Annotated in this window: 23 protein-coding genes and 1 other RNA gene; 7 read left to right on the plus strand and 17 right to left on the minus strand. The window is 59.6% G+C overall.

The window, feature by feature from the left end:
* Nucleotides 1–179: 179 nt before the first annotated feature.
* The 4 genes from SH664x_RS19265 to SH664x_RS19280 all read left to right on the plus strand — a co-directional run bounded on the left by SH664x_RS19265 (nucleotide 180) and on the right by SH664x_RS19280 (nucleotide 4,806).
* On the plus strand, nucleotides 180–1,727 hold the full coding sequence (locus SH664x_RS19265; RefSeq protein ID WP_437203639.1) for a glycosyltransferase family 39 protein: 1,548 nt from the start codon (nucleotides 180–182) through the stop codon (nucleotides 1,725–1,727).
* On the plus strand, nucleotides 1,717–2,931 hold the full coding sequence (locus tag SH664x_RS19270; protein ID WP_437203641.1) for a nucleotide sugar dehydrogenase: 1,215 nt from the start codon (nucleotides 1,717–1,719) through the stop codon (nucleotides 2,929–2,931). Before SH664x_RS19265 ends, SH664x_RS19270 begins: the two co-directional genes overlap by 11 nt.
* Nucleotides 2,928–3,956, plus strand: coding sequence for an NAD-dependent epimerase/dehydratase family protein (locus tag SH664x_RS19275; protein WP_437203642.1), 1,029 nt, complete (start codon nucleotides 2,928–2,930; stop codon nucleotides 3,954–3,956). Before SH664x_RS19270 ends, SH664x_RS19275 begins: the two co-directional genes overlap by 4 nt.
* Before the next feature lie 82 nt (nucleotides 3,957–4,038).
* Entirely contained in the window at nucleotides 4,039–4,806 is a 768-nt protein-coding gene (locus tag SH664x_RS19280; protein WP_437203644.1) for a glycosyltransferase, read from the plus strand.
* A 55-nt stretch (nucleotides 4,807–4,861) separates the two neighbouring features.
* Here SH664x_RS19280 and SH664x_RS19285 read toward each other — a convergent pair whose 3' ends face one another.
* The gene (locus SH664x_RS19285) at nucleotides 4,862–5,215 is read right to left on the minus strand and encodes a hypothetical protein (RefSeq protein WP_437203645.1); all 354 of its coding nucleotides are present in this window, start codon (nucleotides 5,213–5,215) and stop codon (nucleotides 4,862–4,864) included.
* A 317-nt stretch (nucleotides 5,216–5,532) separates the two neighbouring features.
* Here SH664x_RS19285 and SH664x_RS19290 point away from each other — a divergent pair, with 317 nt between their 5' ends.
* Nucleotides 5,533–6,027, plus strand: a complete 495-nt coding sequence (locus tag SH664x_RS19290) for a thioredoxin family protein (protein ID WP_437203646.1) — start codon at nucleotides 5,533–5,535, stop codon at nucleotides 6,025–6,027.
* Nucleotides 6,028–6,267: 240 nt separating this feature from the next.
* Here the strand turns inward: SH664x_RS19290 and ggt are convergent, their stop codons facing one another.
* The 9 genes from ggt to ispG all read right to left on the minus strand — a co-directional run bounded on the left by ggt (nucleotide 6,268) and on the right by ispG (nucleotide 14,873).
* Nucleotides 6,268–7,983, minus strand: coding sequence for a gamma-glutamyltransferase (gene ggt / locus SH664x_RS19295; RefSeq protein ID WP_437203648.1), 1,716 nt, complete (start codon nucleotides 7,981–7,983; stop codon nucleotides 6,268–6,270).
* Between the two features lie 56 nt (nucleotides 7,984–8,039).
* Nucleotides 8,040–8,537 (minus strand): hypothetical protein, encoded by a 498-nt coding sequence (locus tag SH664x_RS19300; protein ID WP_437203650.1) that lies wholly within the window; start codon nucleotides 8,535–8,537, stop codon nucleotides 8,040–8,042.
* 78 nt (nucleotides 8,538–8,615) lie between these two features.
* A complete protein-coding gene (locus tag SH664x_RS19305) occupies nucleotides 8,616–9,059 on the minus strand; it encodes a VOC family protein (protein ID WP_437203652.1) in 444 nt (147 codons plus the stop codon).
* A gap of 63 nt (nucleotides 9,060–9,122) precedes the next feature.
* Nucleotides 9,123–9,515, minus strand: a complete 393-nt coding sequence (locus tag SH664x_RS19310) for a DoxX family protein (protein WP_437203653.1) — start codon at nucleotides 9,513–9,515, stop codon at nucleotides 9,123–9,125.
* Between the two features lie 128 nt (nucleotides 9,516–9,643).
* Complete coding sequence (locus SH664x_RS19315) at nucleotides 9,644–10,063, minus strand: VOC family protein (RefSeq protein WP_437203654.1); 420 nt, start codon at nucleotides 10,061–10,063, stop codon at nucleotides 9,644–9,646.
* Nucleotides 10,064–10,104: 41 nt separating this feature from the next.
* Nucleotides 10,105–10,599, minus strand: a complete 495-nt coding sequence (locus SH664x_RS19320; RefSeq protein ID WP_437203656.1) for an SRPBCC family protein — start codon at nucleotides 10,597–10,599, stop codon at nucleotides 10,105–10,107.
* Between the two features lie 804 nt (nucleotides 10,600–11,403).
* The gene (locus tag SH664x_RS19325; protein WP_437203658.1) at nucleotides 11,404–11,997 is read right to left on the minus strand and encodes a heme-binding beta-barrel domain-containing protein; all 594 of its coding nucleotides are present in this window, start codon (nucleotides 11,995–11,997) and stop codon (nucleotides 11,404–11,406) included.
* A 278-nt stretch (nucleotides 11,998–12,275) separates the two neighbouring features.
* On the minus strand, nucleotides 12,276–13,589 hold the full coding sequence (locus SH664x_RS19330; RefSeq protein ID WP_437203660.1) for a dihydroorotase: 1,314 nt from the start codon (nucleotides 13,587–13,589) through the stop codon (nucleotides 12,276–12,278).
* A 117-nt stretch (nucleotides 13,590–13,706) separates the two neighbouring features.
* A complete protein-coding gene (gene ispG / locus SH664x_RS19335; protein WP_437203662.1) occupies nucleotides 13,707–14,873 on the minus strand; it encodes a (E)-4-hydroxy-3-methylbut-2-enyl-diphosphate synthase in 1,167 nt (388 codons plus the stop codon).
* Between the two features lie 299 nt (nucleotides 14,874–15,172).
* Between ispG and ssrS the strand changes: the two genes are divergently transcribed.
* Nucleotides 15,173–15,374: non-coding RNA, 6S RNA (gene ssrS / locus SH664x_RS19340), on the plus strand.
* A 279-nt stretch (nucleotides 15,375–15,653) separates the two neighbouring features.
* Here the strand turns inward: ssrS and SH664x_RS19345 are convergent.
* Nucleotides 15,654–16,427: an MBL fold metallo-hydrolase gene (locus SH664x_RS19345; protein WP_437203664.1), complete on the minus strand. Its 774-nt coding sequence runs from the start codon at nucleotides 16,425–16,427 to the stop codon at nucleotides 15,654–15,656.
* A gap of 390 nt (nucleotides 16,428–16,817) precedes the next feature.
* Between SH664x_RS19345 and ribA the strand changes: the two genes are divergently transcribed.
* A complete protein-coding gene (gene ribA / locus SH664x_RS19350; RefSeq protein ID WP_437207275.1) occupies nucleotides 16,818–18,077 on the plus strand; it encodes a GTP cyclohydrolase II in 1,260 nt (419 codons plus the stop codon).
* Nucleotides 18,078–18,123: 46 nt separating this feature from the next.
* Here the strand turns inward: ribA and SH664x_RS19355 are convergent, their stop codons facing one another.
* The 6 genes from SH664x_RS19355 to SH664x_RS19380 form a co-directional block, all read right to left on the minus strand.
* The gene (locus SH664x_RS19355; protein ID WP_437203666.1) at nucleotides 18,124–18,882 is read right to left on the minus strand and encodes an NYN domain-containing protein; all 759 of its coding nucleotides are present in this window, start codon (nucleotides 18,880–18,882) and stop codon (nucleotides 18,124–18,126) included.
* 156 nt (nucleotides 18,883–19,038) lie between these two features.
* Nucleotides 19,039–20,406, minus strand: coding sequence for a Gfo/Idh/MocA family protein (locus SH664x_RS19360; protein ID WP_437203668.1), 1,368 nt, complete (start codon nucleotides 20,404–20,406; stop codon nucleotides 19,039–19,041).
* 634 nt (nucleotides 20,407–21,040) lie between these two features.
* Nucleotides 21,041–21,865, minus strand: a complete 825-nt coding sequence (locus tag SH664x_RS19365; RefSeq protein ID WP_437203670.1) for a hypothetical protein — start codon at nucleotides 21,863–21,865, stop codon at nucleotides 21,041–21,043.
* Nucleotides 21,866–22,234: 369 nt separating this feature from the next.
* On the minus strand, nucleotides 22,235–23,434 hold the full coding sequence (locus SH664x_RS19370) for a PmoA family protein (RefSeq protein WP_437203672.1): 1,200 nt from the start codon (nucleotides 23,432–23,434) through the stop codon (nucleotides 22,235–22,237).
* Between the two features lie 93 nt (nucleotides 23,435–23,527).
* Nucleotides 23,528–24,346 carry a 4-hydroxy-tetrahydrodipicolinate reductase gene (gene dapB, locus SH664x_RS19375; RefSeq protein WP_437203673.1) on the minus strand — a complete coding sequence of 273 codons (819 nt, stop codon included), beginning with the start codon at nucleotides 24,344–24,346 and terminating at the stop codon, nucleotides 23,528–23,530.
* A 62-nt stretch (nucleotides 24,347–24,408) separates the two neighbouring features.
* The gene (locus tag SH664x_RS19380) at nucleotides 24,409–24,921 is read right to left on the minus strand and encodes a metallophosphoesterase family protein (RefSeq protein ID WP_437203675.1); all 513 of its coding nucleotides are present in this window, start codon (nucleotides 24,919–24,921) and stop codon (nucleotides 24,409–24,411) included.
* Nucleotides 24,922–24,940 lie beyond the last annotated feature (19 nt).

The following is a 24,940-nucleotide window of genomic DNA, read 5'->3' on the forward strand; positions in this document are numbered from 1 at the left end:
CGCCGGCAGCCGAAACGCCGCCCCCCTCCTCTGCGCCGGTAGATTAAATCTTAAAATGCTCTAAAACTGGGAGATCCAGTCTTCTGCAGACCGCAGCAGCTGGCCCTGTTCAATGCTCAATCGGCAGCGCAGGATTCCAGCAACCGCCACCCGCTCGATCGAGGGCGAAAGCGCAGAGCATGAACACCCTCGCCCCCTCCGCAGCCCCCCCCGAACCCGGCCAGCGCAGCATCCCCCGGGATCTTGCGTGGCTGGCGCTGTTCGCTGCCCTGTTTCTTCTCCTGCGAATTCCTGCGATGTTCTGCCAGCCAGGAGGAATGGACGAAGACTGGTTTGCGATCCCAGGCTGGACGGTCGCTCACGAAGGGATTCCCCGGGTCCCGTTCGCCCCGGAGCGAAACCCCGAAAGCTATTTCTGGGAAGTGGACACCATGCTGTTCGCGCTCCCCCCGGCTTTCCATTACTGGCAGGCCCCCTTCTTCTGGATTTTTCCCGCGGGAAACGGCACGGCCCGGCTGGCGTCGGCCATTGCCGGAGTCCTCGCGCTCGGGGTCCTGTTCCTGATCGCTTTACGATTGCTGCAGGACCGTATCGCCGCGTTGCTCGCCGTGGGTCTGTTTTCACTCGCCCGGACCTTTTACTTCCCCGCCACCTTTGCGCGGCCCGACATGCTCTGCGGACTGTTCGGACTGACGGCCATACTCTCCATGACGTACTGGGAATCTGCACGACAGAGTCGATGGCTGATCGCGACGGGCATTTCGCTGGGATTGGCGGGCCTGACGCATCCGTTTGCGCTCGTGTTCGCCCTGCAGGCCTGGTTCTGGCTGCTGCTGGAGCGTCGGAACTGGCTGCAGTTCGTGAAAGAATCCTCGCTGCTGATCGGAGTCAGTCTGGTGACATTCAGCCTGTGGCTCCCGCTGATCGCAGCCCACCCAGAGATCTTTCGGGCCCAATTCTTCAGCAATGTTCTGAACCGCTCTCTGACAACAGAAGGGGACGCCCCCCGCGCGGGCCTGCTGCAGGTTCTCCGTTATCAGGCGCAGCTGCTGAATGAGCACGCAGGCCCGATCCAGCTGGGAATGATGGGGGCGGGCATCTTTACGGTCGCTCAAAGCGCCTGGCGCCGGCGACGACCGGGAGAGTGCACACTGCTGGCGCTGACCCTCTCCTCCATACTGCTGCTGGTGGCCCTGCAGGGGCGTCATCCGACAAAAGGTTACTGGGTTTATCCAGCGGCACTGGCGTTCATTGGCGTTGGCCAGCTGGCTGCAATCGCTTTTCGCTGGACCGGCGAGCGTCTTGGCAGATGGGGACAGGGAATTCTTGTGCTGGGCCTGGGAGCGCTGCTGATTCCGGGAAGCGGACTGCGGGCGTCACTGGTCTATGCTCAAAACTACAACAGCTCCGATTATCACGCCTCACGATTCATTCGCAGGATCTTGGATCAATATCCCGCCGCAGCGACGTATCTGGTTGATCCGGCGTATGTCTTCGACAGCCAGCTAGCGGGTCGGAAGACCATCCTCGGCGTGGTCCACCCCTCTTACTTTCACGCACAGGAGCATCCATTCGATTATTATCTCGTCAGCCGCTACGGAATTGAAAATGGGATTCCGCAGCAGTTGAACACGGACCGGATTGCTCAATATGGTAAGAGAGACGACCCTTTCGCCTGTTATCTCGAAGTCCATCGACCCCGCCAGCGACCGAACCATGCAAACTGAGTCATCACGTCCGGACCGTGTGGCCGTTGTCGGCGGAGCGGGACATGTTGGACTGCCCCTGGCAATTCTGGTCTGTGATCGCGGTTTTGATGTCACGGTCGTCGACATCAGCACCGCCACGCTGGACAGGATTCGTGGCGGGGAGATGCCCTTCTTTGAACGGGGAGCCGACGAACTGCTGCAGAAAGTACTGAAGTCGGGACGGTTCCAGTTGACCGAGAGCAACTCCGCTCTGTCCGATCAGGACATCGTCATCGTGACGATCGGGACCCCGGTGGACGAGTACCTCGACCCGGATGTCCGCACCTTCGATCGCGTGATGAATGGTGTCCTCGACGTCATGCACGATGGCCAGATGCTGGTGATTCGCAGCACAGTCTTCCCCGGCGTGACCGACCGGCTGATTCGTCAGGTCGCGGACCGTGGCCTGAAACTCGACATCGTCTACTGCCCGGAGCGGATCGCGCAGGGCTATGCGGTTCATGAGTTGATCAAGCTGCCGCAGATCGTCTCCGGCAGCAGCCCGCAGGCAGTGCAGCGGGCCGCCGGTTTCTTCAAAGCACTCGGAGCCGAGGTGATCGAGCTCCAGCCTGTCGAGGCGGAACTGGCCAAGCTGTTCACGAATTCCTACCGCTACATGAACTTTGCCATCGCCAACCAGTTCTACATGCTGGCCGAGCGGCATGGCGCCGACTTCGAACGAATTCGTCACGCGGTGACGTACAACTACCCGCGAATGCAGGGCTTCTCCGGGGCGGGCTTCGCTGCCGGTCCCTGTCTGCTCAAGGACACGATGCAGCTCGCTTCGTTCAATCACAACCTGCTGACCCTCGGCCAGCATGCCATGATGGTCAACGAGGCACTGCCGCACTTTGTCGTGGAACAACTCAAACGCAAGCACGAACTGTATCCACTTACGGTCGGCGTCCTCGGCATGGCGTTCAAGGGGAACTGCGACGACCCTCGCAGCTCGCTCTCCTATAAACTGAGAAAGATCCTGAAACTCGAATGCCGCCGCGTGCTCTGCACCGACGTCTACATTCAGGATCCTGAATTTGTCCCGCTGGAAACCTGCATCGCGGAATCGGATCTGCTGATTCTCGGTGCCTGCCACGAGGAATACCGTTCGATCTCGACAACCAAACCGATTGTCGATGTCTTCGGCTTCCTTCCCCGCCCACAGTCGACAGAAAGTCATTCGTGAGCAAACGCATTCTGATTACCGGCTCGGCCGGATTCATCGGCTCCTACGTGGTGAAAGAATTTCTCGACGCCGGGTGGAACGTCGTCGGGGTCGATAACTTCTCCAAGTATGGAGAGTTGACTCCCGCGCACATCAATCATCCCCACTACGAATTTCATCGGGGTGATGCGAAAGATGTCGATCTGCTGAAGAAGCTGCTGCGCGGGTGCGATCACATGATCGCGGGCGCTGCGATGATCGGTGGAATTGCGTACTTCCATCGCCTCGCCTTCGACCTCATCGCGGAAAACGAACGGATCACCGCCGCCGCCTTTGAGGCCGCCATCGACGCCTTCCAGAACGGACAACTGCAGAAGATCACGGTCCTCAGTTCATCGATGGTGTTTGAGAACGCCACCGAGTTCCCGACTCCCGAGACCGCGGTCAAGACATCCCCTCCCCCGACGTCGACTTACGGTTTTCAGAAGCTCGCCTGCGAGTACTTCGCGTACGGAGCCTGGACGCAGTACCAGCTCCCCTACACGGTGATTCGCCCGTTCAACTGCGTCGGCATCGGCGAACGTCGGGCCACCAGCGATGAAGAAGTCCTCTCGGGCGATATTCAGCTGGCCCTCAGCCATGTTGTCCCCGACCTCGCCCAGAAAGTTCTGAAGGGACAGGATCCCCTACACATCCTCGGCGACGGGAATCAGGTTCGTCACTATACCTACGGCGGTGATCTGGCGCGGGGCATCCGCGTCTGCGTCGAGCATCCCGCCGCCCGGAACGAAGACTTCAACATCTCGACCGCTGTGGCGACCACCGTGCTTGAGCTGGCCGAGCTGATCTGGAACAAAGTCCACCTCGGAAAGAAGCCGTTCCGCTTCCTCAGCGACGAACCGTTCGCCCACGATGTGCAGCATCGGTCCCCCAACGTCGAGAAGGCCCGCCGTATTCTGGGATTCGAAGCGACGACGCCGCTGTCGGAGGTTCTCGATGAAGTCCTCCCCTGGATCCGCGAACAGATTACCTTGGGAACCATCTGACCGGGGCTCCCAAAGAACGGAATGATGGGAATGAGGCCGAAGGAATTGTGATCGTGATGCTTTACGGGAACAGGCGATTCGCATGACTTCGGCACCGATACTTTCCCTGATTGTGCCCGTGTTCAACGAGCATGAGAACTTCCCCCGGCTCGTGGAGCGGGTGGAATCGCAGCTGCAGCTCCCGTTTCGCATGGTCATGGTCTATGACTTCGACGGCGATTCGACAGTACCAGTCGCGCGGGAACTGGCAGCCACACGACCGTGGCTGGAACTGGTGCGCAATGACCTCGGCCGTGGACCGGCGAACGCCATCCGCGCCGGGTTTCAGCATGTCGACAGAGGCCCGGCACTGGTGGTCATGGCCGACCTGTCGGATGATCTGCGGGACATCCCCGAGATGCTGCGACTCTATTCCGAAGGGAACCGGATCGTTTGTGCCTCACGCTATATGCGGGGCGGGAAGCAGATCGGGGGACCGTGGCTGAAGCGGACCATGAGTCGAACAGCCGGAGTTTCACTCCGCTGGCTGGTCCGGTTTCCCACGCATGATGCGACCAACAATTTCCGCCTGTACGATGCGGCACTGGTCAACGATCTCGGCATCGAGAGCGAACGGGGCTTCGAGATTGCCCTCGAACTGACCGCCAAAGCGTTCGCCCGAGGCGAGAAGATCGCCCAGGTTCCGACCACCTGGACCGATCGCACCGCCGGAACGTCGACCTTCCAGATCCGCAAATGGTTGCCGCTCTATCTGAAGTGGTATCGCTACGCCCTGCTGGCCGGAGTCGGGCTCGTCCCTGACAGGAAGGTCAAGGGGAGCCCCACACCTGAGCCGGCACCGCGGCGCTGACCACCGAGTTCCTTCATTCGCAGCCCTCGCGAATGCAGCACCCGGCGGAGGCGTGTCATTCCTCTCGTGGCCGCATCAGCTTCCAGACGGTTTTCGAGTAATCCTCATCCAGCCGTGCCAGCTGCGACAGTCGGATATCGAGCGTCCGGTGCTGCCCTTTGGCATTCCTGACGAACACAAACGGCAGACAGAGCGCTTCAATCCGCAGAGGACCGGCTGGCCGTCGGGGACAATACGAATACCGCTGCGGCGTCATCGCAGATGACTCCACGAAGCACTCGCCCGCAGGAAACGTGGGGACTTCCACCACTTCCTGCAGCACAGCGATAAAGTCGCCGCAGCGCAGATCTTCCGGGCCGACCGGTCTGGCCATCGTCGAGGAACGGTGCTTGTGCAGTTGTGTCTTCATCACAGAGCTGACACAGCAAAGCGCCCGTGGTTCGTGTGATTGCAGAATGTCCCAGTCCCCTGCGGCAACGGAATCCGCGGTGGGGCCATCCCGTGGAAGGACACCGACCGCGCTGAACAGGCTCCAAGGCACTGCAGTGAAAAGCGGTGGGAAAGGGGCGAACTGCCGCATTATTTCAATGCACTTGGGGGTCGAGTGCCGGAATCTGCAGAGTTTTGAGACCGCTTCCTCCGATAAGAAACGCAGGGCGGAGTCTCTCGGTTGGCAATCAGCAGTCTTTGCCGATCGCAGTCTTATTGCAACAGGGATGGGTATCGATGAAATTGCTCTCTGTCGTCACGGCTGTTTCATTGTCAGTCGGCATGTTGTCGATCGCTGTCGTTGCTGCCCCGCCCACTCTCGGCTTCGGACAGAAACCGGCAGCCGTCCCGATCCGCTGGCAGAGTGACCTCCGCGCAGCCCATCGTCAGGCGGTGGCTGAGAACAAGCCGATCATGATCGTCTTCGGCGCGGAGTGGTGCGGCTTCTGCAAGAAGCTCGAAAAGCAGACGCTCGAAACGCCGCAGATGTCACAGTACATCAACGAGTCGTTCATTCCGGTGCATCTCGACCTCGACAAGGAAAAGCGGATCGGTGAGATCCTCGAGGTGGAAGCGCTCCCCTGCACCATCATTCTCAGCCCGAATGCAGACCTGCTGGGGCGGATCGACGGCTACCACAAGCCCGATCCGTTTCATCAGAAGCTGGCAGCCGCCCGAGCGAGCTTCACCACCGTCCGTACCGCCGCCGACGCCGCGCCGGCCCGCAAATAAACGGCACGGTTGAAGGGACCCGCGCAGGAGTCTTTGGCGGAATGTGGCTGCCCGGTTTTGGCCCCGGTTCCCGACGACTGTTCAGGAGGCAGCGGCGGTGCCTCCCCGGACGATGCAACGCCGGTGGGAAATGTTCTCCTCCCCCCTCCGACCATTCTTCTCGGAGAGAGGCCGGGTTCCGCCCGGATCTGATGAACCGGGACGCCCGCTCCACAGGGGCACGGAGCATCCCGATCGGCTTCACGGCTTGGCCGCATCGACTCCCATTACGCTCCCGCTGCGACGCTTATCAGCCACGCCGGTCAAGACTCCCGTGGCAGGATCGCGCTGAATTGAGTGCGCATCCCCCTGCCGCTTGCCATTGACCACCTTGTGTCCCATTTTCTTCAGCGATGCGACCAGCTCGGCGTATTTTGGATCGTCCCCATCTTCGAGGTGCAATTCATCCGGCAGCCACTGGTGATGCTGACGAGGTGCCGCTACGGCGTCCACCAGCGGCATCTCGAACACCAGCGAATTCAGAACGACACAGAAGACCGTGTTGATAATCGTGCGGCCTCCCGGGCTGCCGGTCGCCAGGACGACTTCATTGTCCTTCACGACAATCACGGGGCATTGTGAACTGAGCATGCGCTTGCCGGGAGCAATTTCATTGGCGGGCGTTCCGATGTTCCCTTTCAGGTCGGTATGCCCCGGCTTCACGTTGAAGTCGGTCATCTCGTTGTTGAGCAGGAAGCCCGCCCCCCGCACCACCACACGCGATCCCCAGCTCGCCTGCAGCGTGTAGGTGTTCGAAACCGCCATGCCCTGCGCATCGATCACGGAGAAGTGAGTGGTCGACGGGGATTCGGGGGTGAGTGTGATCTCCTCCGCCAGATCGACGCTCGGCGTGGCCTTGTCGAGTGAGATGGATTCGGCCACCTTTTCGGCGAAGTCGCGCTGGGTCAGCTTCGCAGGAACAGCCACGAAATCAGCATCTCCCAGATAACGGGCCCGATTCACAAAGGCCCGCCGCATCGCTTCGGTCATCAGATGCACGGTCTCGGGGGACCAGCGGCCTTTGCTTTTCAGGTCAAACTTGTCGAGCATCTGCAGCATGAGCACCAGACAGGTTCCTCCCGAGCTGGGAGGGGGAGCCCCATAGATGTCGTAGCCGTGGAAATTCACATGGACCGGCTTCCGGATCTTCGGCTCATAGCTGGCAAGATCTTTGGCGGTGATCAATCCATTCCCTGCCTGCATTTCCTGCACGATCTGTTCGGCAATGGGCCCTGTGTAAAATGCCTCGGGCCCCTGCTCCGCGAGAATTTCGAGTGTCTTTGCCAGTTCCGGCTGCACGAACCGATCGCCCGGTTTCCACGGGCTGCCGTCCGGCTTGCCGTAATACGAGATGAAGGTCGTTAAGGGTCGCGTGGTGCCGAGCATCAGCACGTCGTTCATGGAACGGGCGAGCCCTTCATCCACCACGAATCCATCGCGGGCGAGCTTCACGGAAGGGGCCACCAGCTTGCTCCACGGGAGCGTGCCATATTCCTTGTGAGCCAGAGCGAGTCCCCGAACCGTCCCCGGCACACCGACCACCTTGGCGGTCAGTCGGGACTCGTTGAAATCAAACATTGTCGAAGTTGCAGCCGCGGGCGCCTGCTCGCGGTATTCCACACAAACAACCGGGCGGCCATCGACCGGCCGCACCATCATGAAGCCTCCCCCTCCGATGTTCCCCGCTTCCGGCCATGTCACTTCCAGTGCCAGCGCCACGGCGATGCTGGCATCCACGGCGTTTCCCCCCATCGCCAGAATCTCGACACCGGCCTGTGCCGCCGGCTCCGAAACACAGGCGACCATCCCTCCGGTACTGGTCACGGCAACGGCCCGCTCCTGAGCCATTGTCAATCCAGGTGCCAGCCACACGGCACAGACCAGAGCCATTTCGAGACGCAGAGATTTGAAAAGCATTGTTCTCATGGCAACCCACATCGAAGACTAGGTAATGCTGCTGCGCGACGGACGGGTCATCGCGCTGACGCCTGTTGGCGAATTTGAACCGCAAGCTGGTTTCGAATATAGCTTCTTAGCTCCGGCGAGGGAGTAATCGGCGCGGATTTTACCCACTGCCGAACATTGGCCAGAATCAGGAACGGGGTTGCAATCAGCCCCATTGGCGTCCACCAGCCCATCAGCACCAGTTTCAACGTGGTCCAGGTCAGCCGCTTTCGGCCACAGTCCTGACAGCAGAGGAGCCGCTCCTGAATGTCCTCGCGAAACGGTCTTTCGATCAACGGATGACTCAAGGTATACACGTCGACGGGACCTTCCCCCTGACAAAGGGGACACTGGTCAAAATGCGCATTGACCAGCGTTTCCACGGAATCCTCCGGGATGTGGTACTCGATCAACTTGATCTGTCGCGTGAGATGCCGCTGATGACAGGAGCGATTGCAGTATTTGAAGGAGCCGTCGCGAGCCCCCGCCAGAATAAGAAATGCGCCACAGGTCTGACACCGTGCCATCGCTCAATTCCTGCGAACAGATTTCTCTCGCGCACGTCCCGACGGTGTTTCACCCGGAGTTCACCGGCAGGAGGGTGATTACATCGGCGGCAAGGATTCCATCCGTCGCTGCATTTCTTGCGGAGAGACCTCTTCAATCCGGTGTGAGAGAATCCACTGATGACCGAAGGGATCTTCAATGCGACCTCCGCGGTAGCCGTAGAAATGGTCCTGCACCGGGAAGATCACTTTGGCTCCGGCAGCCACAGCCCGTTCGAACGCTGCATCGGCGTTCTCGACAAGCAGATTGAGAATCACCGTCGTCTTGCCGGTCGTCTGCGGGCTGCTGTTGTAACGGGGATCTTCCTCACTGAGCATGATCACCCCCCCGGCCAGTTCCAGCTCGGCATGCACCACCATTTCCCCAGCGGTCAGGTGCATCGCGTTGACGGCTCCGAGAGCCTTGACGTACCAGTCAATGGCTGCGGCAGCGTTCTTCACAGCCAGCATCGGGCTGAGCGGCGGGAGTGAGGGGTTGTACATCGCGGGCCTCTTTCTCAGGCAGTTTCGTTACCGGTTCAGGGACGACCGCAACTTCGATTCGGCTCACTTCTGGAACGGCAGCAGCACCCGCAGGCGGGAGTCTCGCAGAAACAGCCCCAGCCAGGTCACAACGCCAATCATGACAGGTCCAATGAAAGGCTCGGACACCCGCAGATGCGTGGCGGTCGCTCCTCCCAGATAGCCTGTCAGCAGAATCGCACCGAGCGTGCGGGTCCAGGGAAAGACATACAGCAACGTGCAGACCAGTTCGACCACTCCCAGTGGAACCGCCAGCTCAACGGGATACCCCATCTTTGGCATTCCCTCAAGAACCGGCTGCGCCCGGGCAAGTTTCATCACCGCGCTCATCAGCAGCAACAGCACGACAAGCGTGCTCAGCACTCGTCCTGTCCAGATCATCCATTTCGGAGAGGGGGCGGGAGCTTCCAGACTCATGGTTTGCTTTCTTTCAGGACACGTTGACCTGACCGATCTGCAGGTCACTTCAGTTGCGGCGCAATACGGGTCCAGATTTGCAGGTGGCTGCTGAACTCAGCCAGCTGAACATCGACAGACTGGCTTCTTTATGACCCCGGGAACGGAGCGGGGACCAGCACCATCCACATCACTCCGAAGCGGTCTTCGACCATGCCGAAGCTCGGTGAGAAGAACGTGGCGGTCAACGGCATCTCGACCCGTCCTCCATCGGACAATGCCGCAAACAGGCGTTCGGCGGTGGATGTCTCCGCAGCGTTCAGAGCCAGGGCAAAGCCCTTAAAGGAAGGGGTATTTCCGCAGTACCCGTCGGAGGCCATGATCTTCGTCTCGCCGATCCGGAACAGCGAATGCATGACCTTGTTTTCGGATCCCGGAGGGATCTCTGTCGGCGTCGGACTTTCGCCGAAGCGGATCACTGCGAGGACCTCCGCCCCGACCGCCTGCTGATAAAACTCAAGTGCTTCCTCACACCGTCCATCAAAATACAGATACGTTTCGACGTTCATGAGAACTCCTTGACGGGTTGTGACAGCTCCGGGTGCACGCATCAGCCAGGTGTCTTGGCAACTTCGGCTTCGACGAGCGTCTTCAGATTCTTCAATCCCTGTTCGAACTGGTCCCCCATGAGTTTGTCCATGTTGACAAACAAACCCATCGCCTTCGTGACGAACGTGTTCGGTCCCCAGGTCGACCAGGTCAATTCCGTCTGCTCCCCTTCGGGCGCTAACACAAACTGGGTGTCTGTGGTGCATTCCATCGGGACCACAAAGTTCAACCGGATCAAGACCCGTTTGTCCGGATCACTTTCGATGATGGTCATCGTCCCTTCACCCACCTGACTGTTGCCAGCCCAGGCCATTTTGGCTTCCGCACCGGCCTCAGGTCCTTCAAATTTGTATTTCGCTTCCGGGTCGAGTTTCGCCCAGGGAGACCAGGCATTCCACAGGTGCAGATTGTTGACGTGAGGAAAGACGACCGCTGGAGGAGCAGCGATCGTGATCTTGCGCGTGACTGCGCAGTTCGTCCGGCTGCAGCAGCACAAGAATCAGAAACGTGCAGAAAGAAGCGAGCAGAAAGGCCAGAAAATAAAGCCTCCGCGGACGGGGGCCCCCCTGCGGAGCCAAAGAAGCAGGTGTGGAAGGTTGAGGATCATTCATGGCGTTTGACTTCAGGGGGAATACTGTTCGATCTTTGCCGCATGCTGGTGGGACTCTCTTCGACTCACCCTCCCCGTTCGCTGCCCGGGTAGGCCATTCGCGGAACCCGACAGGAAAGCAGACATTCCGGGGTCCAGCAGTCTCCGGGTGCGTTGAGGCTGGGTAACACTCGTCCTACGGAGGTCGGGACTGCGATCGAAGAAAAAAGGCCCAGGGCGACACACAGGAGTACTCTGATTTTGACCGACCTGTCCCGGCGACGTGTCGTCGAGCTCTGCATCATTCAAGAGACGTACTGCACGGGCACAGGATTGAGCAATCTGCTCCGGCACACATCTTGAGGCCCCTCATCCAAATTGGCAACGCTGCTGGCAGCCCCCCTTGCCTCGACTTCTCAACAGACCGGCCGAGAAGACAACCAACCAAACCGAGCCGGCATCTGGTTCGTGGACTCACGTCCGCGCGTTATCGACCAGGCGACGACAACTGCCTGCGGTTCAATGTCGTGATGCTCGAGCAGCGGCGCGGATCGTTCACATCCAGCAGGAACGAGTCGCGGAGCGATCTGTGCGGATCAGCCCCGAAATCGTCATCGTCACGTGAGGAGGTCGAAAGCCGCCCCTGCCCAACGCCGCAGGTGACGTTCCCTGCCCGGGACGCTCGCCGGGGGCACTGAAAAAAGCAGCCTGCTAGTGTGCGGTGTGAAGCACGTGCTTGCGGTTGGCCGCACTGCGACGGCCCCGCTGCAACTCGCCCACATCGTGGAACTCCACCAGTCCCCGGCCGGGAACCAGCATGGTTGTCATCCGCTCGAACTTGAGCTCATTTTCGTCGAAGACAATTCGGGTCTCCTGACGAGTCATGCTGAGCGGGCGATTGGTACTGCCGATATTCAGAATCCCGCCATCGATTGTCTCGCCGCTGGCGATCAGGGTCGCGGCGTATTTTCCGCGAATCTGAGTGAGTTCACTGCGACAGGAAAGACAGGTTCCAAACGGAATGACCGACAGCTGGAAAATCTGATTCGTCAGCGGTGCCCAGAGCCAGTAGCCACTCTCTTCGTACAGCTGGGTTTCCAGGGAGATCGAATCGACGACCCGCAGCGTGTAGGAAATCGGGTAGGCCCACTGATTTTCGAGATGATTGTAGATCGCGGGCCGACGCTCGAAGGAACGAATCTCCAGCGCCTTGGTAACACCCTGATCCGAACGGTGCGTGGACTCGCCCGCCCACGTTCCAATCAAGGCTTCCAGTGGTCCCCAGTCGTCACGGGGTTCCGTCATTTCCGCGTTCCTTTGGAGGTCACACCGTCGCAAACTGCGGCCCGGTATGATCTCAGATCGCGGCGGCGAGCCTTGGGAAGCCAAAAAAATCGTGTCGCGTACGCTGATTTTCAGAAGTTGTCGCAACGCTTCTGGCAGACGACAGCAAGGTCCGCCGCACGAGGCCTACTAGCGACACAACCTCTGTCGCAGACAATGGATACAACAACCATTAACATCGCGAGTCACCCAGAAGCCGGACAATCTAGGAAGCCTGGGAAACGACAAGAAATCAGTTCCTATTGATTCCTGTCGTATGTGGCCTCCTGGCCACGAGTGGTTGCAACGATTTTTCCGTCCACACACGCCGTACTACCCATCACCACGGTCCGCTCGATGCTCCCTTGCAGCGTCACCCCGTCCCACGGAGACCAGCCCGATTTCGTCAGCTGCTCGGCATTCCGAACGGTATGCGTTTTCTGAAGGTCGACGAGAACCAGATCCGCGTCGAAACCCTCACGGATGGCCCCCTTCCGGGCGATGCTCCAGACCCTAGCGGGGGCTGCACACATCCACTCGACAACCTGCTCCAGAGTGCAGAGGCCCCGGTGCGCGGCATCCAGCATCAACAGCAGCGAGTTCTCAACGGCGGGCAAGCCGGAAGGAGACTGCGGATACGCCTGTTGTTTTTCGGACAGAGTATGCGGAGCGTGATCCGTGGCAATGACTTCAATTGTGCCGTCACGCAATCCCTCCCACAGCGCGGCATTGTCGGCAGCGGTTTTGATCGAAGGATTCATCTGCACCAGCGTGCCCAGCCGGGCGTAATCTTCGACCTGAAAGAACAGGTGATGGGGACAGGCCTCCGCGGTGACCCAGTGGGGCCGGCCTCGCAGAAAAGCCACTTCTTCCGCGGTCGACACGTGCAGAACATGAAAACGGTGCCGATGGCGAATTGCCAGATCGACCGCCCGCCGCGTGGCGATCTGGGCGGCGACGTGGTCACGAATGCGGGAGTGGTCGGCAACGTCGGTGCTCCCGCTGAAGCGCGCCTTGTTGGTCCGGACCGTGGATTCATCTTCGCAATGCGCACAGATCGGCAATGTGGTTTCGGCAAAGATCCGTTCCAGGGCAGATTGTTCATCCACGAGCAGATTGCCGGTGCTGGAGCCGATGAAGATCTTGATTCCCGGGGTTCGTTGCGCCTGCTGGAGCACGTCCAGATTGTCTGCCGTCGCCCCGATATAGAAGCCGTAATTCACAACGGATTTTGATGCGGCCCGGTCGAGCTTGTCATGCAGCGCAGCAAGTGTGACCGTGGCCGGGTTCGTGTTCGGCATCTCCAGAAATGTGGTCACACCGCCCCGGGCGCAGGCCCAGCTTCCGGTCTGCAGATCCTCTTTGTGCTCCAGCCCCGGCTCCCGGAAGTGGACCTGATCATCGATCACCCCCGGCAGGACATGCAGCCCGCGGGCGTCGATCGTCTCATCCCGCCGGGCGGTCGCGGGTGGATCGATCGCGAGAATCCGTTCCCCTTCGAGCAGCAGATCGACCTGCCGGACCCCTTCCGGCAGAACGCAGCGGGCATTGGAAATCAGAGTGCGGTGGAGCATGGCGTTCGTGTAGACGGCTTAAGGTGAAACCGACCGCCGGACATGCGCCGGTCGTGTTCAAGGAAACTGAGTTCGTACAGATCCGGTGCCCGGCAGGGATGGGCCCCCGTCCAGATGTCAGGGTGCACTCACTGTCTGACCCGATTTCCGCTGGATGACCGCATCGAGTTCCGACCGCAGTTTCGGCAGGATTTCTTCGTAGGTGAATGCTCCCAGCGCTTCGGTTCCCCGCTTCAGATTGACGTGCGTCGGACCACACCACAGCCCCAGGTCCGCATCGTCCGTCTCACCAGGTCCGTTCACACGGCAGCCCATGACCGCGATCGTGATCGCGTACTGTTTGGCATAGGCGGTCATCTCCTTCACCTGCTGAGCGAGTTCGATAAACGCCTCGTTCTCCACGCGCGAGCAACTCGGACAGCTGATGATGTTCAGCGTATTGGTTCCGAAATCCACCACCGAACGGACACGTCCGGCGGCGATATCGGCCAGAATCTTTCGACCGGCATCGATCTCCTCTGACTTGCGGGAATTGGGCACCGTGAGCGATACCCGGATCGTGTCGCCGATCCCCTTGCTGATCAGCTGTTCGAACGCGACACGGGTTTTAATGATGCCATCGGGGGGCATCCCCGCTTCGGTCACCCCCAGATGCAGCGGGACATCGGGCCGGGTTTCGGCAAATCGGCGATTGACTTCAATGACGTGCCGCGGATCAGAATCCTTCAGCGAGACGCAGTAGCGGGTGAAGTCGAGCGAATCGAGAAAATCGCAGTGATCGAACGCGCTTTCGAGCATCGGCGAAATGGAATCGGCCGGGTCGTACTTCTGCTTTTTCGCCGGATCGACCGAACCGCAGTTGACGCCGACACGCAATGCACAATCGTTGTCTCGGGCAATGCCTGCCAGATAGCGGACTTTCTCCTGCCACGGCTTCTCACGTTCGTGGTGATACAGATGCCCCGGGTTGTACCGCAGCTTGGCGACATGCGGCGCGACCGCTTCCGCGAGGCGATAATTCTCCTGCAGGTCGACCGACAGGTTGGCGGTCACCTGCCTGGCGATCTCGGCCAGTGCCTCAGCATCTTTTTTACTGTCGACCGCCACACGCACGACATCGGCCCCGGCTGCCACGAGCTGGTTGATCTGCTCGACGGTGGCATCGATGTTCTGCGTATGAGTCGCCGTCATGCTCTGCACGGCAATCGGCTGCCCGTTGCCAATGGTGACGGAGCCGATTCGCACCGGGCGAGTCGGGTTGCGAGGTAACGTCCTTTGTTCCACGAACGCATCCATTTTGTGTCATGCACCGGGCTGCGACGCCGTCCGGGCTCATCAGAATTCAGGGATGGGAGCGGCAGCATCCGCGGGACCTGCCGGAGTGACAATCACACAGGGGACTATCATAGTGTCCTGCCCGCCTGAAGGCAGCACCAGTCCCTGCGGAACCGCAAGCAGTCGTTGAATGCAACGAAAAAACGTCGAAAACTGATCGTTTCCACCGAGTGAAAAAAGCGAGCAGACAGGGGCTTGTTCGTGCTCAGGGTGAGCGATACGATCTGGATGTTGGATCCACGATTCAACCACCTCTGCGGTGTTCGATACCGGACTGTATTTGTAGACCCGACTTCCATCCCGCAGGGAATCGTCCTGATTGGCCGCGTGTTTCTTCGCGCGTTCCGGAGATTCTTCGGAAGGCTGCGATTCACACAACCCGGTCAGGCGGTACCCACCTTAAACTGCGGGTCTGGACAAGCCAGTCCGCCGGCACAGTGCGGAGGTTTTTTGCTTTCTGAGGGGGGGGACGCGTTCCCGGAGAACGTCGCCGTGTGAAGAACGTCGCCGCCACGCCTCTCGCGATTCAAGGCGACTTCCCCCCGCCCAGAGGCCATTGCCAGCCATCGCCGCCGATCGGTACAGCCTGCCGATTTGGCCTCCAGATTGGCCTCACCGCGACAGAACGCCTTGCGTAGAGCGGGGAGGAACCAATTTCCTCCCCGGCTCAGCGGTGGCGACGCCACCCGGGAAGCGGGTCGCGCCAGAGCATCTCGCAAAAAACCTCGCTCAAGCCTTGGCGAGCTCTTCGTCCCATTCATCCAGCAGCGGCCAATCGACCGCACAGGTGCCGAAATCGGCCCGATGCTGATAGCGATCCAGCCGATCGAGCGTGACCTGCAACATCGCATTATCTTTTTTGAAGCAGGGACCGTGGCTGGGGAGCAGCCATTCCACATCACTCTCCTGAATCCGCTTGAGCGAGCGGATGAAGGCGGGAATGTCGGACCCATGATGAGCGTCGATATTCCCGACACAGCCATCACGATAAATATTGTCGCCGGAGAACAGCAGATTCCCCATGCGGAACGACAACTGGGCCGGTGCGTGTCCCGGAGTATGCCAGACTTCCAGTTCGAGGTTCCCGATCTTCAGGCGGTCCCCCTCCTGAATCGTCTGATCGAATTTGATCGCCGGGAGCGGAATGGATATGCCCTGAGCGGAAATCTCCGCATAGGTCATGATCCGTTCCCCTTCTGCCATCAAGGTGGCGGCGTTGGGATGACCGATCACCTGCGCCTGCGGCATCAGTTCTTTGGCCCGCTTGAGCCCCTGAATGTGATCCACGTCGGCATGGGTGGCAATCAGGTATTTGCACTGCGACAACGGAAAATCGAGCATCCGGATAATCGACACGATGTCATTGAGCGTGTCTTCGTATCCAATATCGATCAGGGCCCATTCGTCCCCGTCAAATACCAGATACACGCAGCAGCCAAGTCGGCGCCGGGCCTGATGATTCATCTCGAGGACGTGAGGAAACAGTTCACGTCGGGATTTCATGATGGCTCTCTTCTCGGATATGGCTGGGCAGAGTGACTGTTCTGCGTGGCTGATGGGAATCCGGAGATTCTAGCAGGATCTCCTTGAAGTCTGCCACACTTACAAGCGCCGACTCGCGGTTGATGGGTCGAATGACCAAATTCATCGTGGACTGACCGTTTCATTGGCAATTGCTCCCCGCGGATCACAGTAAAAATTGATGTGCCCGTCGAATTCCTCGAGAAAAACCGGAGCCCTCCGTTCTGAAACCCGTGATCCTGCGAACCTGCCGGCGGCGAGGTCATCTTTCTGGAGTTCACCCCCTATAATGAAATGAGCGCGGCCGGATGTGTCGCGCTCCGCGGAGGGAAACCCCTCCCCGTGGTGATGCGAATGAACCGGAATGCGATGATGACCGAACAGCAGCCTGTCAAACTCAGCTCTCTGGATGAGGCCCTGAACCGCCTGCGCGCCGGCGGAATGATTATCGTCCTCGACGCACAGGAGCGGGAAAACGAAGGGGACCTGATCTGCGCTGCCGAGTTCGCCACGCCGGAGATTGTCAACTTCATGCTCCGTGAAGCGGCCGGAGTGCTCTGCGCTCCTCTCCAGCAGGATGTGGCCGAACGCCTGCAACTCTCCCCCGTCGTCGATCGCGATTCGAATACCTCACCCCATCAGACCCCCTTTCTGATTCAGGTCGACCACCGCGACAGCGGCACCGGCGTCAGCACCACCGCCCGAGCGAATACATTGCGTGCTCTCGCCAGTCCGCAGTCGAAGCCCCGCGACTTCGTCAAACCAGGACATATCTCCCCCCTGCTCGCTAAAGAGGGTGGGGTCCTGCGCCGGGCTGGTCATACCGAAGCAGCGGTCGACCTTATGAAACTGGCGGGGTTGACGCCGGTCGGCTGCCTGATCGAAATCTGCAGCCAGCGCGGTGACGGCATGGCGGATCTCCAAGAACTCACAGAATTCAGTCGCAAGCATGACCTGCCGATGATCACCATCGCCCAGATCATCCAGCACCGCCGCATCCGTGAGAACCTGATTCACCGCGAAGCTGAAGTGGTGATTCCCACCGCAGACTATGGGAGCCCGACGTTTCTTTCTTACCGGGTCGATCACGACTCGCAAGAACCCCTGGCCATTGTCTGGGGAGATCTCAAATCCGTTTCCGCTCCGCTGGTCCGCATGCACTCCAGCTGCTTCACCGGTGATATTCTGGGCTCCCTCCGCTGTGACTGTGGCGACCAGTTGCATCTGGCGATGCAGATGATCGTCAACGAAGGCTGCGGCGTGGTGGTCTATCTGCCGCAGGAAGGAAGGGGGATCGGTCTGACCGCGAAGCTGAAGGCTTATCAGCTGCAGGATCAGGGACTGGATACCGTGGAGGCGAATCACCGGCTCGGGTTTAAGGCGGACCTGCGGGATTACATGGTCGGCCTGCAAATTCTGAAGGATCTCGGACTGGAGAAGATCCGGATTCTCACCAACAACCCGAAGAAGACCGAAGCCTTCGAGGAATGGGTCGATCTGAAAGTGGTCGAGCAGGTTCCGATTGTCGCCCCCCCGCACGAGCACCGCAGCCGGTACATGGATACCAAGCGCAAGAAGATGGGACACCTGCTTCCCGAACTGCCGCAGACGGGTCGCGATACGGAGGGTTGAGCCAGCGGAGGATGGCCCCGGGGGACAGCGCTGCCTCGCGGGCCCCTCAAGTCTCTAGCCGTCTCCGAACTTTAAAGTTCCCGCGGCTCCCTTCCTCGTGCTCCAGTTCAATCAGCTGTCCCGCCTGCAGGTCCTTCAGCAGGTCCACAAAGCTGTGATAGCCGTAGTATCCCTCATTGAATCCGGGGTAGACCCGACGAATCGCCTGTTTGAGCATGGAACTCCAGACGTAATCGTAGTCCTGTTCGAGTGAGGCCAGGACCTCCAGCACTCTGTCGGCGGCCTGCTGCTTCTTGCCGCTCTCCAGTTTGACTTTGACCGGCTGGGGTTTCGAAGCAGAACGAATGAGATCGTCGTAATAAATGAACTCGTCGCAATTGGCGATCAGCAGGTCTGAGGTCGAACTTTTGGCTCCGCAGCCCAGCACCCTCTTGTTATTTTCCTTGAGCTTGGAAACCAGCGGAGAGAAGTCGCTGTCGCCGGAGATCAGGGCGAAGACGTCGATGTGCTGCTTGGAATAACAGAGGTCCAGCGCATCGACAACCATATGAATGTCGGCGCTGTTCTTGCCGCTCATCCGGGTCTGCGGAATGTCGATCAGCTCGATTCCCTGTCCATGGAACTGGCGCAGCTCGTCCTGATAGTGACTCCAGTCGCAGTAGGCCCGCTTGAAGACAATCCGCCCTTTCTCCAGCAGTCGCTTCAATACGAGCTCGATCTGGAATTTGCCCGCTTTCATATGCCGGACACCCAGAGCAAGGTTCTCGAAATCCACAAAGACCGCAATCAATGGTTCCACTGACATGCTGTGGGTCCGCCGGGTTGCTGAAATCAAATCTGCCGACGGTCATGATAGATCGGCGGGGGGCGATTGGGTATCAGTCGCCGGAATTCTGCCGCGCAACAAAAACGCCCCGGGCCGAAGCTCGGGGCGATGGACGTTCATTCACAAGACCTGGGATCAGGCATCGAGATATTGACCGTAGTTCCCACGGTATTCCTTTTTGACCAGCTTCTGCACTTCCGGTGCATTGGTGGCCACCATCTTCTCGGCATCCCATTCGATCTTCTTGCCGTCACCCTTGGCAGCGGCGTAGACCGCCAGGTTCCCCAGCAGGATCGTTTCGGTCAGCGGGCCAGCGTAGTCGATGAAGTTCGATTTCGCCTGCTTCAGCTCACCCGTGATTGCCTGATGGAACTCCGTGAAGTGACCGGGCGACTTTACAAACTCGACTTCGGGAATCGGGACTTCCTTCCCTTCCTTGTCGAGCAGCACCCACGATTCGCCGTAGTCGTTGTAGGAATACAAGGTCAGGTCTTCACCGATGATGATCGACCCGCGCGGCTTGGCGTCTCCCTTGGCACCGCGAAGTTCGTAGCCATTGAGCAGCGACTCTTCCGGACGGAAACCCCCATCATACCAGTGCACGGGAACGAGGCCGTCACCTTTCGGCTGGGCAAACTCGAACACAATCTTCGAGGCATTCGGATAGCTGTCGTGATTGTGTCCGGTGCAGTGGGCCTGAATCGTCTTCGGATTGGCCAGCCCCAGACCGGCAAACGGCATGTTGAAGGTATGGCAGGCCATATCCCCGAGTGCTCCGGTGCCGAAGTCCCACCAGCCGCGCCAGCTGAACGGGTGATACCCTTCTCCGTACGGACGCTCTGGTGCCGGGCCAAGCCACAGATCCCATTTCAGGCTGGCCGGTGGGCTCTTGGCCTCGGGACGATCGCCCCCCTGCGGCCAGACGGGGCGATTGGTGAAGACATGCACTTCCTTGATCTTCCCCAGAATGCCGGACTTGATCAGGGATTCGGCCTTTCGCAGACCGTCCATGGAGGTTCCCTGATTTCCCATCTGGGTCGCCACGCCGGTCTGCTGGGCGATCTCCTGCAGTCGACGTGATTCCCAGACCGTGTGTGTGAGGGGCTTCTGGCAGTAAACCGCCTTCCCCATCTTCATGGCCATGGCCGCTGCGGGAGCATGCGTGTGGTCGGGCGTTGAAACGGTCACCGCATCGATCTTGTCGCCGAGCTTGTCGAGCATCTCGCGGAAGTCGAAGAACTTCTCAGCGTTTTCGAAACCGGGCCGGGTCGCTGACTTCTGGAGTTTATCGTCGTCGATATCGCAGATCGCCACGATCTCGCCATGCTTGGCCGCATCGGCGGAGTCGCTGGCCCCCTTGCCGGTCACACCGATGCAGGCATACCGGACCTTGTTCAGCGGGGACGGGTTTTGAGCAAACCCTGACTTGTGTCCCACCCAGACAGCAGCACCGACGGCCGCTGTGTTTTTGACAAAATCACGACGCGATAAACCGGACGACATAAAAGTTCCTCTCGAAAGGTCGCATTCCGGAAACGGCCTCAGCACCACTTCCGTAAGACTGGGATTCCTCAGAACCAAACGTGAGCTTAACGGACAACATAGGCATTTTCATCCCACATCCCGGCGCAGCAGCACTCCGAACTCACGCCACAAAGACATCATTTTTGAAGGCGACTGACAGCGCACTGATCGTGGACGCAAAAGGGCTCTGCACGGGAGTCCCAACCGCGTTTCCACCAACGTGGCATGAGATACTATTTGCAGCCTGAAGCTGTCCGGAAAGAACCGGAATCCGAAGAAAGACGCGGGAAATCAGAAATTTCCCTGAGCAAGTCGGGCCAGGTCGGACCGCCGCACCGAAATCATTGACGCAAGGGGAGACGCCGCCCACTCCCCCCGCGTTCTTCCGGGACTTTCAAAGAAATCGTTCGCAAAAGAAATTCAGGGGGCACAGCAGAAGAACTTCCGCGGGCACCAGAGATGCAGCTTCGGGAACGGCCTCGTCTCCGCAGACTTAGCCACTCGTCCCTTCAGCATCTTCTGACTTTTGATTGCCCCCTCCTCGTCTCGTGAACTGTTAGCACCTCACGAGACGGAACGCGTGCTGCGAGGGGACGGGAAAGTGCCGTCTGCTCTAGCGGACGTGGGCCAGCAGCCGCTGCTGATACTCATGGAAGCTGACCCAGCGGACTTCCTTCGACTGCAGCTTCTGCTCCCAGTGATTGATGTGTCGGCGATCCGCAGACTGGAATTCCCACGCAAAGGTATGATCAGCCCGCAGGCGAATCGGCTCGTTCAGATGCAGGCTGAGATCAACCTGCACCGGCAGCAGTGCGCGGTCCCGCATGGCGGTGTTGAGCTTGATCCGGGCCGCCGGATAAGTCGAATGCGGATGCAGCACATAGTTGAGCCGAGCCGCCCAGTCGGCATAGTGGAGATAGTTGGCAACACAGTCCGGCCGGTTCACATTCGCCGTCTTGACTCCATAATTCAGAGCACCGCCGTTCAGGCTGAGACGGTTCTGAGCGGCGTCAAACGCCTCGTGGAATTCGGGCTGCAGCTGAAACCGGATTGACGCCGCAATCTTGGTCGCAGCAGCATCCTGCCGCGCAGCGAGCTCCTCGATGTACTTCTGCGACTCGATCTGCGCGGTCTCCAGAAACTGATTGAGCTCGCTGAAGGAGACCTCAGTCGCAGTCAGATCCCGGCTGATGACGATAAACCGGTGATGCATCGGTTCGAAGATGACCACTTCACCCACTTCGTCCATGTAGTCATAGACTTTGCCGGCGTGAAACAGCGTGAGACTGTTGGAGAGAATGCGGCTCTGCTCGGGCCCGCGGGACAGATCGGTCACCCGGGTATAGACCCGCATATCCTGTGCACAAAGCGGGACGACGTTCAGAAGTGCGCACACGGTTGCGAACATCGAAAGCGCGAGACGTGAGGGTGCAATCACGCTGACCTCCGTGAGGATCGTTGAATTCAGGCAGGATGGGGCGGGTCAGCCGGGCACGATGTGAGAATCGTGGGGGAAAAGGATCAGGCGAACCGCTCTGACGGGGAAATCGAGATGTGAGCCGGGACTCTAAGCCCCTCCGCAAAACTGCGACAAGCGGAAACAGCCATATCGGGACTGTTCCCGGGCCCTCCGGTAAAGACTGCCGCAAGAGCCTGTCGACGCGCAGCGACACTTCCCCCAGCTTGCCACCCCGCCCTGTCGAAGGGCCACTTCGCCCAGGGTCCTGTGATCAAACTGTACAACCCGGCTGTCGGCTCTCGGCGGGGAACGTGGACGTGAATCGTCCTCCCACCCTCAGCTGCGACTTTACGGAGTCCATTCGATCTGCGGCGGTTCGGCGTAGTCCTTCCAGATCGATGCAAGTCGGTCGGCATCGAAGGGACCGTCGTTGGCCAGATACAGATAACGGCCGGAATAGGTTGCTCCCGGAGCGATATCAAACGCGCCGAGCACAGGAGGCGAGAAGACGAAATAGGGCATCTTGTCATGAATCCGCACCGGCTGCGGACTGCGAAAATTGCCGGGGTGCGAGAAGACAGCTAGCCCGGCCGGCTGCTCGTCGACCAGTCCGTGCATCAGAATCCAGTTCGGACGTGTGTGATTGCCGGTGCTCCGGTTCTTTCCTTCGCTGGTCAGAAAGTCGAAGCCCGGCTGTCGCCGCCAGACCCAGTTCCCGCGGGCCGCCATTCCTCCGTAGTGGTACTCTTCAATCCGGAGTGGCAAGGGGGTGATGTTCTTCTGCACAAACGAGATTTCAAACAGATGCCCCTCCCCGGTGGCCCAGCCGGTGACCGACCAGACCTCATCGAGAATGTCGCGAGGCGCGCCCTCTTTGAGAAACTGAATCGCCGCGAGACGGCATTGGAACGAGCCGAGAACCGGTCCGCTCGTCATGCCGAGCACTTCGCGATGTTCAACGGTCCCCTCCCCTTTGGCCTGGTTCCAGAAATCGACATGTTCTCCGTCGTAGGTCGTGTTGACCCACGCATTGAACAGCGCGTGCTGGTGATAATGGTCGGGAGGCATTTCATCTGTCACCAGCTTCCCCTGCGGCGTGAACACCGGATGAATGTGTCCGCTGCGACGATATCGGGGATCCGCTTCAGCCGGCGCAGGGACAACGTCGATGTGATACGACAGCGCGGGTCGACCATCGATCTCCATCCGCAATGTGCCCCCCTGCTCCTGAACGGTCACGCGGTTGGGAAACGATTCCGCTCCCGCTGGCGCTGCGCGAAGGTCATATCGACGGGTCCCTTGCGCAGCGAGTTCACCCAGGAGGAATGCCGCTTTCCCCTTCTCAACCAACTGCACCGGAATCAGCTGTCCCGACTCCAGATCGCGCAGCTGCAGTGCCGCAGCGTTCGCCAGGGATTCCGGCAGACTGGCCTCGACCGGACAGTTTTTCCGTTCGTAAGTCCCCGCGCGCAGCGTGAACTCTTCGGCACAGAGGTGCGAAATCAAGATGCAGCAGACCACCGGAAGAGCACGCAGCATATGGAGCATCAGGATCATCCCAGGCAAGACTGAATGGCTGTACTGACGATGGCCCGCTGTTCAAATGAAATTCAGGGACTCGCGCGACCCTCCCCGAGTGACTTACAGTCCGAGGACGTCGGCCATCGAGTAGACACCGGCCGATTGCGAGGCAACAAACTTCGCAGCAGCCAATGCTCCATGCACGTAGCTGTCGCGGGTCTGTCCCCGGACGTAGACTTCCAGCGTCTCGCCGAGCATGCCGAACACGATCTGATGCTCACCGACGTTGTCTCCGGTCCGGAGCGCGTGGAATCCGATCTCCTGACGGGGACGCTGCCCGGTCTGACCATGTCGGCCGTGCCGCTGCTCCGACTGCCCCATCTCTTCAGCGACGATCTGGCCGAACTTCAATGCCGTCCCACTGGGAGCATCTTCCTTGAAGCGATGATGCCGCTCCACGATCTCCACATCGACTCCGGTTGGCAGATCTTTCAGCGCACGCGAAGCTTCGCGGACCAGCTTCATCGCCACATTCACCGCCAGACTCATACTGGGTGAGATGACAATCGCTGTCTCCTGGGCGGCGGAGAGAAGTTCCTGCCGTTGATGCTCAGACAGTCCCGTGGTTGCTTCCACGAGAGGAATGCGGCGCTCGGCGCAGAGCTGCGCGATCGCGACAGCCCCTTCCGGTGTGGAGAAGTCAATGACGACATCCAGCTTCTCCGGCAGTTCAGCCGAGAACGGAACGCCGATCCGTCCGACACCGGCCACTTCGCCGGCATCCTTTCCCAGGGCGGGGGAATCGGGCCGCTCGATCGCCCCCACGAGTTTCAGTCCGGGATCCGCATGAATCAGGGCCACCAGCCGTTGCCCCATACGGCCCGCGGCTCCGTTCACAGCGACACGGATGGGGTCTTGTACCTGTGATGCGTGAGACATTCCTCAACCTGCAAATCTAACTTGAGAATTCAAAAACGAACCCGCAGCGACCGGCTGCGAATTCAGGAATCAGGATCATCCAGCAGGAGACGTTGGACCGTCAGGGTCGGCAGATCCACGATCGCGAACGAATGCGGATTCGCCCGGTGAATCGCGCCGGGATTGAGAACCAGCGTCTTCCCTTCCAGATGATGTTCGAACTTGTGCGTGTGACCGTAGCAGACCAGATCATAAGTATTGGAGGCAGTCGCCGAAACGTACTGCACCAGATCATCTCCATGCAGAAACGCGATCGACCGCCCTCCCAGCTTCAGCGAACCGAACCGCTCGTGGCAGGTCTGCCCACAATCCTCGATCGTGCGTCGCAGCAGCGCCAGACCTGCATCGCAGTTGCCGAACACAAAATGCGTCGGCCACGGGTTGAACAGGGGGATCACTTCCGGGGACACAATGTCTCCACAGTGCAGAACAGCGGCGATGGAATGCTCTTTCAGCAGTTCGACAGCGTGACGGGTGCGGGGCAGATCCCCATGCGTATCGCTGACGACGCCGATCTGCAGTGACGATGCGGACATGGCGTCCCCCCATTCCACT

This window comes from Planctomicrobium aquicomposti, assembly GCF_051466325.1.
In the GTDB taxonomy this organism is placed as follows: Bacteria; Planctomycetota; Planctomycetia; order Planctomycetales; family Planctomycetaceae; genus Planctomicrobium.

What these genes read in the sequence shown, in the direction of transcription:
- SH664x_RS19265 (WP_437203639.1), top strand. Translation starts at nt 180, where the DNA reads ATGAACACCCTCGCCCCCTCCGCAGCCCCCCCCGAACCCGGCCAGCGC.
- SH664x_RS19270 (WP_437203641.1), top strand. Translation starts at nt 1,717, where the DNA reads ATGCAAACTGAGTCATCACGTCCGGACCGTGTGGCCGTTGTCGGCGGA.
- SH664x_RS19280 (WP_437203644.1), top strand. Translation starts at nt 4,039, where the DNA reads ATGACTTCGGCACCGATACTTTCCCTGATTGTGCCCGTGTTCAACGAG.
- SH664x_RS19285 (WP_437203645.1), bottom strand. Translation starts at nt 5,215, where the DNA reads ATGAAGACACAACTGCACAAGCACCGTTCCTCGACGATGGCCAGACCG.
- SH664x_RS19290 (WP_437203646.1), top strand. Translation starts at nt 5,533, where the DNA reads ATGAAATTGCTCTCTGTCGTCACGGCTGTTTCATTGTCAGTCGGCATG.
- ggt (WP_437203648.1), bottom strand. Translation starts at nt 7,983, where the DNA reads ATGCTTTTCAAATCTCTGCGTCTCGAAATGGCTCTGGTCTGTGCCGTG.
- SH664x_RS19300 (WP_437203650.1), bottom strand. Translation starts at nt 8,537, where the DNA reads ATGGCACGGTGTCAGACCTGTGGCGCATTTCTTATTCTGGCGGGGGCT.
- SH664x_RS19305 (WP_437203652.1), bottom strand. Translation starts at nt 9,059, where the DNA reads ATGTACAACCCCTCACTCCCGCCGCTCAGCCCGATGCTGGCTGTGAAG.
- SH664x_RS19310 (WP_437203653.1), bottom strand. Translation starts at nt 9,515, where the DNA reads ATGAGTCTGGAAGCTCCCGCCCCCTCTCCGAAATGGATGATCTGGACA.
- SH664x_RS19315 (WP_437203654.1), bottom strand. Translation starts at nt 10,063, where the DNA reads ATGAACGTCGAAACGTATCTGTATTTTGATGGACGGTGTGAGGAAGCA.
- SH664x_RS19325 (WP_437203658.1), bottom strand. Translation starts at nt 11,997, where the DNA reads ATGACGGAACCCCGTGACGACTGGGGACCACTGGAAGCCTTGATTGGA.
- SH664x_RS19330 (WP_437203660.1), bottom strand. Translation starts at nt 13,589, where the DNA reads ATGCTCCACCGCACTCTGATTTCCAATGCCCGCTGCGTTCTGCCGGAA.
- SH664x_RS19345 (WP_437203664.1), bottom strand. Translation starts at nt 16,427, where the DNA reads ATGAAATCCCGACGTGAACTGTTTCCTCACGTCCTCGAGATGAATCAT.
- ribA (WP_437207275.1), top strand. Translation starts at nt 16,818, where the DNA reads ATGACCGAACAGCAGCCTGTCAAACTCAGCTCTCTGGATGAGGCCCTG.
- SH664x_RS19355 (WP_437203666.1), bottom strand. Translation starts at nt 18,882, where the DNA reads ATGTCAGTGGAACCATTGATTGCGGTCTTTGTGGATTTCGAGAACCTT.
- SH664x_RS19360 (WP_437203668.1), bottom strand. Translation starts at nt 20,406, where the DNA reads ATGTCGTCCGGTTTATCGCGTCGTGATTTTGTCAAAAACACAGCGGCC.
- SH664x_RS19370 (WP_437203672.1), bottom strand. Translation starts at nt 23,434, where the DNA reads ATGCTCCATATGCTGCGTGCTCTTCCGGTGGTCTGCTGCATCTTGATT.
- dapB (WP_437203673.1), bottom strand. Translation starts at nt 24,346, where the DNA reads ATGTCTCACGCATCACAGGTACAAGACCCCATCCGTGTCGCTGTGAAC.
- SH664x_RS19380 (WP_437203675.1), bottom strand. Translation starts at nt 24,921, where the DNA reads ATGTCCGCATCGTCACTGCAGATCGGCGTCGTCAGCGATACGCATGGG.